General features: G+C 44.4%; 11 protein-coding genes. 9 read left to right on the forward strand and 2 right to left on the reverse strand.

Features of this window, described 5'->3' with window-relative positions:
• Positions 1–247: 247 nt before the first annotated feature.
• The 3 genes from SY85_RS17950 to SY85_RS17960 all read left to right on the forward strand — a co-directional run bounded on the left by SY85_RS17950 (position 248) and on the right by SY85_RS17960 (position 2,768).
• A complete protein-coding gene (locus SY85_RS17950; RefSeq protein ID WP_066406244.1) occupies positions 248–1,273 on the forward strand; it encodes a rod shape-determining protein in 1,026 nt (341 codons plus the stop codon).
• 86 nt (positions 1,274–1,359) lie between these two features.
• Positions 1,360–2,238, forward strand: coding sequence for a rod shape-determining protein MreC (gene mreC / locus SY85_RS17955; RefSeq protein WP_066406246.1), 879 nt, complete (start codon positions 1,360–1,362; stop codon positions 2,236–2,238).
• Positions 2,235–2,768 carry a rod shape-determining protein MreD gene (locus SY85_RS17960; RefSeq protein WP_066406247.1) on the forward strand — a complete coding sequence of 178 codons (534 nt, stop codon included), beginning with the start codon at positions 2,235–2,237 and terminating at the stop codon, positions 2,766–2,768. The genes mreC and SY85_RS17960 overlap by 4 nt, the downstream gene beginning before the upstream one ends.
• 15 nt (positions 2,769–2,783) lie before the next feature.
• On the opposite strand, the gene SY85_RS17965 is transcribed toward SY85_RS17960, so the two are convergent.
• Positions 2,784–3,083, reverse strand: coding sequence for a hypothetical protein (locus SY85_RS17965; RefSeq protein WP_066406248.1), 300 nt, complete (start codon positions 3,081–3,083; stop codon positions 2,784–2,786).
• A 94-nt stretch (positions 3,084–3,177) separates the two neighbouring features.
• On the opposite strand from SY85_RS17965, the gene SY85_RS17970 reads away from it, so the two are divergent.
• The 4 genes from SY85_RS17970 (at position 3,178) to yidD (ending at position 5,743) form a co-directional block, all read left to right on the forward strand.
• On the forward strand, positions 3,178–3,861 hold the full coding sequence (locus tag SY85_RS17970) for an alpha/beta fold hydrolase (RefSeq protein ID WP_066406249.1): 684 nt from the start codon (positions 3,178–3,180) through the stop codon (positions 3,859–3,861).
• Between the two features lie 1,023 nt (positions 3,862–4,884).
• The gene (rpmH, locus tag SY85_RS17975) at positions 4,885–5,040 is read left to right on the forward strand and encodes a 50S ribosomal protein L34 (protein ID WP_066406251.1); all 156 of its coding nucleotides are present in this window, start codon (positions 4,885–4,887) and stop codon (positions 5,038–5,040) included.
• Between the two features lie 41 nt (positions 5,041–5,081).
• Complete coding sequence (rnpA, locus tag SY85_RS17980; protein WP_066406252.1) at positions 5,082–5,516, forward strand: ribonuclease P protein component; 435 nt, start codon at positions 5,082–5,084, stop codon at positions 5,514–5,516.
• A complete protein-coding gene (yidD, locus tag SY85_RS17985; RefSeq protein WP_066406253.1) occupies positions 5,504–5,743 on the forward strand; it encodes a membrane protein insertion efficiency factor YidD in 240 nt (79 codons plus the stop codon). The genes rnpA and yidD overlap by 13 nt, the downstream gene beginning before the upstream one ends.
• A gap of 191 nt (positions 5,744–5,934) precedes the next feature.
• Here the strand turns inward: yidD and SY85_RS17990 are convergent, their stop codons facing one another.
• Complete coding sequence (locus tag SY85_RS17990; RefSeq protein ID WP_066406254.1) at positions 5,935–6,543, reverse strand: superoxide dismutase; 609 nt, start codon at positions 6,541–6,543, stop codon at positions 5,935–5,937.
• Between the two features lie 209 nt (positions 6,544–6,752).
• Here SY85_RS17990 and SY85_RS17995 point away from each other — a divergent pair, with 209 nt between their 5' ends.
• Both SY85_RS17995 and SY85_RS18000 read left to right on the forward strand, forming a co-directional pair.
• The gene (locus SY85_RS17995; RefSeq protein ID WP_066406256.1) at positions 6,753–9,983 is read left to right on the forward strand and encodes a SusC/RagA family TonB-linked outer membrane protein; all 3,231 of its coding nucleotides are present in this window, start codon (positions 6,753–6,755) and stop codon (positions 9,981–9,983) included.
• Positions 9,984–10,002: 19 nt separating this feature from the next.
• Positions 10,003–11,460, forward strand: a complete 1,458-nt coding sequence (locus tag SY85_RS18000; protein WP_066406257.1) for a RagB/SusD family nutrient uptake outer membrane protein — start codon at positions 10,003–10,005, stop codon at positions 11,458–11,460.
• The last annotated feature ends 199 nt before the right edge of the window (positions 11,461–11,659 follow it).

The raw sequence follows: 11,659 nt of genomic DNA on the forward strand, positions 1-11,659 counted from the left end.
CCAATTAATAAATTTGCTTTTCTATTTTTTTTATGTTGATGAGCAAGCATTAAGGGTTTTTAACATCAGTGGAGCTGAATTAAACCATTTGTAGGGTTATTATGACAGGAAAGTTTCGAGCCTAGGTCGAAATTTTTATAATATACCTGTAAAATCCCCTATTCTTGCAGAGTTTTTCTTTCCCGATATAAATTATTTGCATCAAATTTGCAAGCAAACCGATTACCTTTCAATCCAATACAGCAGCATGGGACTTTTTAACTGGTTTACGCAGGAGATAGCAATAGACTTAGGAACGGCCAATACACTAATTATACATAATGATGAAGTTGTAGTAAACGAACCGTCCATTGTAGCGTTAAACCGCAATAATCCAAAAGAAGTATTAGCAGTAGGCAAGCGTGCTCTGATGATGCACGAAAAAACGCACGAGAGCATTAAGACCATTCGTCCGTTAAAAGACGGTGTAATTGCCGACTTTAACGCTGCGGAACTGATGCTGCGTGAAATGATCAAGCTGGTTTATCCCAAAAAGCCGTTATTTCCACCAAGCTGGCGCATGATGATCTGCATTCCTTCCTCTATTACCGAGGTAGAAAAGCGTGCTGTGCGTGATAGTGCGGAACAGGCTGGTGCCAAGGAAGTATACCTGATTCACGAGCCTATGGCCGCTGCTTTAGGTATCGGTATCGATGTGGAAGAACCGGTTGGTAACATGATCATTGACATTGGTGGTGGTACAACAGGTATTACGGTGATTGCCTTGGCAGGCATTGTTTGTGACCAATCTATCCGTATTGCGGGAGATGAGTTTACGGCAGATATCATGGAAGCGCTGCGTCGTTATCATAGTTTATTGATTGGTGAGCGTACGGCTGAACAGATCAAGATCCAGATCGGTGCTGCCATGAAAGATCTGGAAAACCCACCAGATGATATTCCTGTAAATGGTCGTGACCTGGTAACCGGTATTCCTAAGCAGATTATGGTAGGCTTCCAGGAAATTGCTGAAGCCCTTGATAAATCGATCTTTAAAATTGAAGAAGCTATTCTGAAGGCATTGGAACAAACACCTCCGGAGTTGGCTGCTGATATTTACCGCCGCGGTTTGTACCTGACAGGTGGTGGTGCCTTGCTGAAAGGTTTGGACAGACGCTTAAGCCAAAAGATCAAGTTACCTGTACACGTAGCAGACGATCCACTGAAGAGTGTGGTACGTGGTACTGGACTGGCTTTAAAGAACTACGAACGTTATCCTTTTGTAATGAGATAAAAATGCTTCATGCTACACGCTTCACGCTGCAAGCATGTCTTGCCTAGCGTGAAGCGTGTAGCATATAGCTTACAGCTTTCCACCGCATGCGCAACATCTTCCTCTTTATAAGACGCTATTTTGTCTTTCTTATCTTCCTGGTTTTACAAGCCGTAGCGATATGGATGTTGTTTAGCTATAACCGCTTTCACCGCGCAATAGGATTAGGGTTAGCCAGTGAGGTAACCGGTAGTATCAATGCGCAGGTAGATAAAGTGGATGACTACTTTCATTTGCGTGAGGAAAACCGCCGTGTACACAGCATGAACGATTCGCTTCTGAACCTTTTACGCGAAAACTTTAGTTCGGCCGACACCATGCAACGTATGGTGGTCGATACATTGCGTTTTGACTCTGTGATTCAATTCCGCCGCTATATCTATCGCGATGCTAAGGTGGTGTTTAACTCCGTTAATTCTGAAAATAACTACCTGCAATTAAGCCGTGGTGCCAATAAGGGTGTGACGGATAATATGGCTGTTATCAACTCTGATGGTGCTATTGTAGGCTTGGTGGTAAATACCAGTCCACACTTTAGCCAGGTAATGAGCCTGTTGCATACAAAAAGCCGTATACCTGCCATGCTAAAAGGATCTAACGTATCGGGTACGGTGCGTTGGGATACCAAAGATCCACGCTTTTTGAACCTGGAAGGTATCAGCCGTGATGTGGCCGTAAAGAAGGGTGATACGGTATTGACCAGCCGCTATTCTTACAACTATCCACCGGGCTTTATTATTGGTCGAATTGAAACCATTGAAACCGAAAAAGCAACTGGTTTTTATAAATTACAAGTTCGCTGCGCTACCAACTTCAATAGTTTACAGCAAGTGTTTGTTATTGAAAACCTGCAACGCGCCGAGCAAGTGCAGTTAGAAAAAGACACGGAAAAGAAAATGGAACAGGAAAGGAGGACGACTAAATGAGTGATCTAGTAAAGAATATCTTCCGGTTGGCCATTTTTATATTGGTTCAGGTGTTTGTGCTGAATAAGATCCCTCACTTGCATCAATTTGTGGTTCCTTACCTCTATTACCTGTTTATTCTTTGGTTGCCCTTTACCATACCGCGCATGGGGTTATTGGGTATTGGTTTTATAACCGGGTTGCTGCTGGATTATTTTATGATGACACCAGGTTTGCATACGGCAGCCTGTGTATTAATTGCCTATGTACGTCCTTTCCTAATCAACCTGATGATTGTAAAGGATACCTCTGAGTTGACTTATCATGAGCCATCTCCAAGAGGAATGGGATGGGGGCCTTATTTTATTTATGTATTCATTTTGACCCTGCTGCACCATATCTACCTGGTGTTTTTGCAGTGGCTGGACTTTGGTACCTTCCTTACTTTTTTAATAAAAGTAGGCGCTACTACCGGTATCAGTATGTTGCTGATACTGACCGTGGAACTGCTTTTCCCACGCCGGTTGAAGTATCGTACCAATACAGCCTAAGTCATTAACTACCCTTTATTGCTTGTTGTGCACAATGCTATCTTTTGAACGATGAGCGCCACTTGTGCTTTTGCGTGTTTTAGGATCAGTAGCAGTTGATGCATTCGTGTCCGGCTTTCGCATGCCGGCTGATTCAGTAATAGATTGGCTTCCGGTATTGCTGTTGATTGTTGTTGCTGTATCCACACCCATATTACTTTGTACCGCTGTATCCACTGGCATGGTGGTGGTATCTGTTGTTGGATCACCGTCCGTTGCATTACCGCAACTTGCCAGCGCCCAAACAACGCCAGCCATATAAACTATCCGTTTCATAATACTCGTTTAATAGTCTAGCAATTGACACAATTACTTTGCCATTCCATAAACCTGTTGTTGTGCTATTGCGAAGGCTGTTGTATTGTTGTGTATGAAAACGCTTTTGCTATTGCATGGGGCTATTGGCAGTAGTGCCCAGCTGGAAATGCTAAAGAAGAAGCTTGAATCTTCTTATAAGGTGTACACATTTAATTTACCCGGACATGGCGGCACTGCACTTCCCCAGGAGTTTAGCATACCCACTTTTGCCAATATTGCAAGGACGTATATACGCTTGGAAGGGCTTAGCAGTATTTCAATAGTAGGATATAGCATGGGAGGATATGTGGCAATGTACCTGGCAAGGCACTACCCGGGGTTTGTTGAAAAAGTAGTAACACTGGCAACAAAGTTTGAATGGGACGAAGCCATTGCTGCCAGGGAAGTTAAAATGCTGCAACCCGATGTAATAGAACAAAAGCTGCCCGCCTTTGCTAAAACCTTAGAAGAACGCCACGCACCTGAGGATTGGAAACAGGTGTTGGACAAAACCAAGGACATGCTCTTGGGATTAGGGAAACATAATGAGTTATCACTGGAGGATTACACTTTTATACGAACGCCTGTTCAATTGCTCCTCGGCGACCGCGATAAAATGGTAGGGCTGGAAGAAACCCTAGCGGTATACAAGCAATTGCCCAATGCCCAGTTGGGCATTTTGCCTGGAACGCCCCATCCGATAGAGCAGGTAGATGCAGAGCTATTAGCGTTTCATGTAAGACGGTTTATAGGATAAGTCTTGCAGGTGCACGCCCCCGGCCCCTAAAGGGGAGCGTCCACGCTTCTAAGAATCACAGAGAAACATTATCTGAACCGGGATTTGGGGAGATTCAGGGATTAAAGGAAAGCTGGGCTGTATTTTGTATCTTTAGGGTCTTCTTTTAAGGTGTTTTCTGCCTTTCTTATTACACATTTCTTTACTATCTCTTACAGTTTATAGCGGGGACTGGATGACGACATAGGGCTCTAGTTATGGGTGAGGTAGGGCTGTGGTAGGGGCCGAAGGATCGGCCGAAGGATCGGCCGAGGTACGGGTGAGGTACGGACTTCATACGGAGTTAGTATGGACCTGATACGGAGTAACCTAGTCTTCCATACGGAGTAACCATGAAGGGACAGAGGAGGAGCCATGAAGGGACGTAGGAGTCGCAGGCAAGGAAGTACCAAGGATTAATGGGATTTGGGGAAGGATTGGCAGGATTAGATGGATAGATCAGGTTTTAGGGCAGTGTTCCTTTGAGGTTTAGACTTGCTTTAATGCAAGAGCAGACCCTGAAACGAGTTCAGCGTGACAGTAAAAGTCATTAGACTAGCTGTCAGATTTTAGGTGTGAATCTCTGAGATCCTTCGCTATCGCTCTGGATGACAAAAGCAAGAGGCATTATAATAGCAATCATTTCCTCTCTTTGGGTATTGAGTATTGCGAATTAAGCATTGAACATTTTCTTCATTATTTCTTATTCCTTTTTCTGCTACATCCTGCTAATCCATTCTAAATCCCATTAATATGCGGTCCTCCTTTTCTCCTTTGCTCTGTGCGAACCCCTTCTCTTTTTCTCCTGTCCCTCTTTAACCTCTTAGCCCTTTAACAGGGTGTTTTCAAAAAACTCAGGCTTTGCAACGTAAAATCGCCAATTTCCTCCTACCTTTGCCGTCCTTTCACAAAGCCCACGGGTGTGGTGACCTGTAGGTAGCGACTGAAACAAGCCTGGCTCTCCACAGGCGATTTAGTAAAAACGTGAAAAAAACTTATTAAAAGATGAAACGTACATTTCAACCGCACCGCCGCCGCCGCAAAACCGTTCATGGTTTCCGTAAGCGTATGCAAACAGCTAATGGTCGTAAAGTATTAGCTAGCCGCCGCGCTAAAGGCCGTCATAAACTGACTGTAAGCGACGAGAAGCGATTAAAGTAATAGTATCGAGTAAGTACTGAAAATCATTCAGCCTCCCGCTTATGCAGGAGGCTTTTTTATTACTTCGACAATCAAATACCATCCGGCAGTATACCTACCATAAAAAAGAAAAGCTCAAAAAGCGCAAAGACATTGAAACCCTCTTTAAAGAGGGCAAAACCTTTGGGGCTTACCCGCTGCGGGTTTATTACCGGGTCGAAGTTCCTGAAGGTAATGGTGGTATAGAGCTGCAAGCCGGGGTATCGGTGTCTAAAAAGTATTTTAAACGGGCGGTAGACCGTAACCGGATCAAACGCCTGCTGCGGGAAGGCTATCGACTCCAAAAAGGCGGACTGGTTCTTGCCTTACAAACGAAAGGTGTAACAGTGCACCTGTTTATCATATTTACAGGTAAAGAATTGCCTTCTTTTGAAGAGGTAAAGACAAAATTGAAAACGGTACTTCAGCGTTTAGAAAAAGAAATATGCACGACGTGAAAAAGCTGACTCAACTATTGGCCCTGCCATTCATCTTTCTGATTCGCTTTTACCAAAAAGTGATCTCTCCCTTTCTGGGACCGCAGTGTCGCTATACGCCCACCTGCTCGCAATACGGATTAGAAGCCTTTAAGAAGTATGGTTTGTTCAAGGGTTTCTGGCTTACTATCAAGCGCATTGGCCGTTGTCATCCCTGGGGTGGTAGTGGGTATGATCCGGTGCCGTAAACCCCCTGTCCCCCTAAAGGGGAGACTAAGGTCTAAGTGTTCCTTTTTATAAAAAGAGTCATTTAAAAATTATCTATATAAACAAGAACGCCTTCCATTGGAAGGCGTTCTTGTTTATATTACTATATTAGGCTGTTTGCTTTGCAAAAGTATGTAACGCCTTAGTCTCCCCTTTAGGGGGACAGGGGGCCTTACTTGCTCGCATTTTCAAAACGCTCGCTCACCTTGTTCCAGTTGATCACGTTCCAGAAAGCATTCAAGTATTCAGGACGGCGGTTTTGATATTTTAGGTAGTAAGCATGCTCCCATACGTCAACACCTAAGATTGGCGTGCCTTTTACTTCAGCTACATCCATCAGTGGGTTGTCCTGGTTAGGGGTAGACGTTACTTCCAGTGCACCGTTTCTAACAATCAACCATGCCCAGCCGCTACCAAAGCGGGTAGTACCTGCTGCATTCAACTTTTCTTTAAACGCATCGAAAGAACCAAAGGCCTGGTTGATAGCATCAGCTAAACGGCCAGTTGGCTGTCCACCAGCATTAGGTGCTAAGATCTCCCAAAAGAAAGAGTGGTTCCAGTGGCCGCCACCGTTATTGCGTACGGCTGGAGAAATGCTACCTGCATTGGCAACCAGTTCTTCCAAGCTTTTATTCTCATGTTCAGTGCCTGCAATGGCTTTATTTAAGTTGTCTACATATGCCTGGTGGTGCTTACCATGGTGAATTTGCATGGTTTGCGTATCAATATGCGGCTCTAGCGCATCGGGTGCGTAGGGCAAAGGAGGAAGTGTAAATGCCATAACTGTCGATTTTAAGTTTACAAATTAAAAATTGAAGTCCTATGAATTGCAAATGTATTAAAGGAAATGGGGAATAACGGCCTTCCTTAGGTTTCCGTTGTGCTAAATAAACATTCGACCGCTTATAAAATGTATTTGTCGAATAGAAACGGCAAAGCTCTGCTGTAATGAAAAATTGACTAATTTCCTCGCAATCAAACTAGACTTCAATGAGACGATTACTGCTTTGCATGGCAATGACATTACTGTTTTTGCCACAACTACTGCTAGCCCAATCGCGCCAGGTAACTGGTACGGTAAGGGGGGAGAAAGGGGATCCGATGCCCTTTGTTTCTGTTCTTGAAAAAGGAACAAAAAACGGAACTACCACCAATGATAAGGGTGAGTTTACAATCACTGTTACCTCTAATCGCCCTGTATTAGTTATTTCCTATACTAGTATGCAACCACAAGAGATTGTGGTAAACGGCCGCGATGTTGTTAACGCCACACTTCAACCAGATGCACAGGCACTCGATGAAGTCATTACCGTGGCTTACGGAACTGCTAAAAAAGGTAGCTTCACCGGCTCCGCTACTGTGATCGATGAAAAACAGATCAAAGAACAGCCAACTACTTCTTTTCAAAATGCCCTTATTGGGAAGGCCCCGGGGGTGCAGGTTACTGCTGCATCAGGCCAGGCTGGCTCTGTTGCCAGCATTCGCATCCGTGGTATCGGCTCTATGAGCGCTTCCAACGAACCACTGTACGTAATTGATGGTGTGCCGATAACATCCGGCAACTCGGGCCAGCTGAGCGATTACATTTATTCTACCAACAACGTAATGAATACGCTCAACCCGGCCGATATTGCTTCTATCACCATTTTGAAGGATGCTGCTGCCGCTTCGCTATATGGTTCAAGGGCTGCTAATGGTGTAGTGGTGATCACTACCAAGCAGGGCAGGTCAGGCAAGCCAAAAATCAATTTGCGTTCTTCCATAGCTCTTACACCGTCTTGGGCAACCGATAATTATGAAACAGCCAGTGTACAGGAGCAGGTAAATATGCTGTACAGCATCCTTTACGATTCGCGTATTTCAGCAGGTAGAACACCGGCACAAGCTAACGAACAAACCCTGATGAGATTGAATTCCAGAAACTGGTCACCTGGAGCCAGCTATGGAAATCCTACCACTGCCTACGGATTTGGGATCCATGGTTACGAATTTTCTACCCAGGGAACCGGCATGTATGAGAACGTCATTATCAAAGGCAAGACTGACGGGATTGAAAACCGGGAAGGAAAATATTTTGATTGGGAAGATGCCCTATTCAGAACCGGCGTTTATCAAACCAACGACCTTTCGGTTAGCGGTGGTGATCAAAACACAAAGTATTATACATCTCTTTCTTACACAAAGGATAACGGTCGCATAAAAGTGAATGACTTTGACCGTATATCTGGCCGTGTGAACCTCTCTCAGGGTATTGGTAAATACGTTGACTTCAATTCCAGTATTAATGTTGCCAAAACAACCAAGTCGGGTTATAACGATACCCGGAATACCGGCGGTAACTATTTTATGCAAACCCGCAATTTATTGTGGCCGCTCTACTGGCCTACCGATTATAAAACGGGTAAGCCCTATTCTGATCGTTACGGAAGCCTTGCTCAAAATGGCTTGTATTACGATAATGAGTGGGAGAATAAAACTTCAGATTTCCGGACGTTGATTAATGAGTCTGTTGTGGCTCATATCCTGCCATCGCTTGATCTGAAGACCGTATTCTCATATGATAATGTACAAACGAAGGATCATCTTTATTATAGTGCAAAACATTTCAATGCATCTGCCACTAACGGTAGTGTTTCCGAAATGAGTACCAATTCAACCAGGCTGGTGTCATCTACCACAGCGAATTACAAAAAAGCTTTTGGTGCAAGTAATATAGATGCCCTTGTAGGTTACGAAGCGGAAAAAAACACCACCGATTTTCTAAGGTCTAGCGGCACTGACCTGCCTTCCAGCGCTTTGCATACGGTGGCTACTGCCGGTAAACGAGATGCCAACGCTTATTCCTGGGGCAATGCTATGAACTCCATATTGTCCAGAGTAGAGTATAATTATGATCAAAAATATTCCGCGTCTGCATCCTTCCGCCGCGATGCATCTTCCAAACTGGGACCTGATGTCCGCTGGGGCAATTTTTGGTCTGTTTCAGGTGCATGGAAGATCGACAGGGAATCGTTTATGAGCAATGTAGATTACATCAGTAACCTACGGTTAAGGGCATCCTACGGTATTAATGGAACACTGCCTCCTGGCGATTTTGCTTGGCGCCCGCTAGCTGGCTATGGCAATCAGTATATGACACAGGCCGGCGGTGGCATTAGCTCAATTGCCGATAAAAATCTGAGATGGGAAACCAACTATGTTACCAACGTAGGTTTAGAATTTGGCCTGTTTGCTCAACGCCTGTATGGTACCATCGAGTATTTCAACCGCGACTCAAGAGACCTGTTGCAGAATGTGCCTATTTCCAGGGTTACGGGTTTTTCATCCACGCAAAGGAATGTGGGTGCAATGAACAACACCGGATTGGAACTCAGTTTGGGTGGAGATATCGTTCGCAAAAACAAACTGAGATGGAGTGTGAATGCCAATGCATCGTTTATCCACTCTGAAATAACTAAGCTTTATAGAAGCGCTAATGAAGACAAAGGTGGCGATATCATTTGGTATGATCCTACCGGTGGCGACGCCAGAGCGCAATATATTTACAGAGAAGGTGAATCTACCTATTCATTCTATGGTTATGAGTGGGCTGGCGTAGATCCTGCCAATGGAAAGAACCGTTGGTATGTAAATGATCCTAACAATAAATCAACAGGTGACTTCCAGTTGGACGGCAGAGGCGCCACTTACAACTATAGTAAGGCCAACTATGTGATCTTAGGAAGTGCCTTGCCAAAAGTCTATGGCGGTTTCAATACCGACCTGCAATATGGTAACCTTACCCTGGGCGTCAATTTTATCTATAAGTTAGGAGGCAAACTTTATGATGGCGCCTTCAAGGATATGGCAGATGATGGATATTACTGGGAGCGCATTCGCTCAGAGGATTTATATGAGAATATGTGGACCCCTAGTAACACTAACGGTTCCTTGCCTAAGCTGGATGGTAACGACCTGACAGATCCAATGCAATACAGCAGCCGTCAAATGCACGACGCCAGCTTCTTAAGATTAAAAACGCTTTCGCTGGGGTATAATTTGCCACGTACACTCATAAACAGAGTTGGTCTTTCCAGCGCCAGAGTTTATGCAAATGGTACCAACCTGTTAACCTTCTCTAAGTACAAGCTTGCCGATCCGGAAGTGAACAACTATGGTACAAGAGGATGGGAAACTCCTTATGGCAAAACGTACACTTTTGGTATTGAATTAGGTTTCTAAACCCTCTAAAGATTTTAAAATGAGAAAGTACAATATATTATTTGCAGCCCTTTTGCTGTTAGGATTCACCTCATGTAAAAAGGATTTCCTGGACGTGAAGCCGACCAACGCAGGTGATGCTGAAACGGCTATACAAACGGCTGCAGACGCAAAAGTTATGATCAATGGTCTTATGAGTAAAATGGCCAGCTCCGCCTATTATGGAAGAGATTTTATCTTATATGGCGATGTAAAGGGCGGCGATCTAGCCGTTTATTCCCAGGGCAGGGGATTGGATGCTCTTTACACGTTCAATCATTCCAAGACATCCAGCAGCTTTTCGGGTTTTTGGAACCAAATCTATCACACTATTTTACAGGCTAATAACATTATAACAAGCATTGACCGGCTGAAAGCTGCAGGAACCACGGAGAACTTTGACAATTACAAGGGGCAGGCCCTTACAGCAAGAGCCCTGATGTATTTTGACCTGGTGCGTCTCTACGGCAAGCCCTATTTGCTGGATAAGTCTTCTTATGGTGTACCTAATATCACCTCACCTATCGCTGCAACAGCACAACCGCTGCGTGCCACTGTGGAAGAGAATTATACTCAAATTCTGAAGGATTTAAAAGAGGCCGAGCCACTGCTGCCGAAGGCAAAATCAAACGGCTATTTAAATTACTACGCCAACAAAGCTATACAGGCCAGGGTTTATCTTAATATGGGTAATTCTACCGAAGCCTTGAGTGCTGCGGAAGTCATCATTAAAGACAAGGTATATAAGTCGTACACCAATGCTGAGTGGGTAAATTCATGGAAAGCACAGTTTGGTACTGAGTCAATTTTCGAATTGGGTATTTACCCCAATGAGAGCGATTTAGGCAACAGTTCTTTAAGCATCTATCTGCGCCGCAAAGGACATAGTAGCAGTCAAGCTTTAGGCATGTTTATGGCCAGCGATTATTTCCTCAATAGGCTAAAGCAGGATCCAACTGATGTAAGATGGGGTGTTATGAGCTTTGATGAAACCAGTACCAGCCGCATGGGTGCTACCTACAAGTACAGTGGCAGCACGACGCTTGATGGCGATGGTAAAGGCTCATCTACGGCCGTAAATATTAAGGTGATCCGACTTTCGGAAATTTATTTGATCGCAGCAGAAGCAGCCTTCCCTTCTAACAAAGATCTGGCAGCTACATATCTCAATGAAATCCGTAAGCGTTCTCCTGGTCTGGCGGCTGCTACAGCGGCTACTATTACGTTGGATATGATCTTGGATGAAAGAAGCAAAGAGTTGTTCACCGAAGGCCAGCGCTTCTTTGATATGTTGCGATTGAATCGGCCCATTACGTTCAATGACGAATTTGGAGGCCTAACCATTTCTTCTCGCCCCAAAACTATTGACCGTACTTTTCAAAAAGTAATTCTGCCCATTCCGCAGGATGAGATCAATGCCAACCCCGGTTTAGGAGCACAGCAAAACGCTGGCTATTAATTCTCTAAACCATTAAAATAAAAGCCTGACCGCGTGTGCGGTCAGGCTTTGTTATTTAGAGTGGCTGTTAACGGCTAAATAGGGAAAGAATATTCCTTCCTTTCAACAAACTACAAAGCAGCTGTAAGCTCTTGCTCTTATTGTGGTGTTGATGATTTGAATGCCCGTGTATGGTGGGGCAAGTAGTTATTTACTTACT

It is taken from the genome of Flavisolibacter tropicus (genome assembly GCF_001644645.1).
Taxonomy (GTDB): Bacteria; Bacteroidota; Bacteroidia; order Chitinophagales; family Chitinophagaceae; genus Flavisolibacter; species Flavisolibacter tropicus.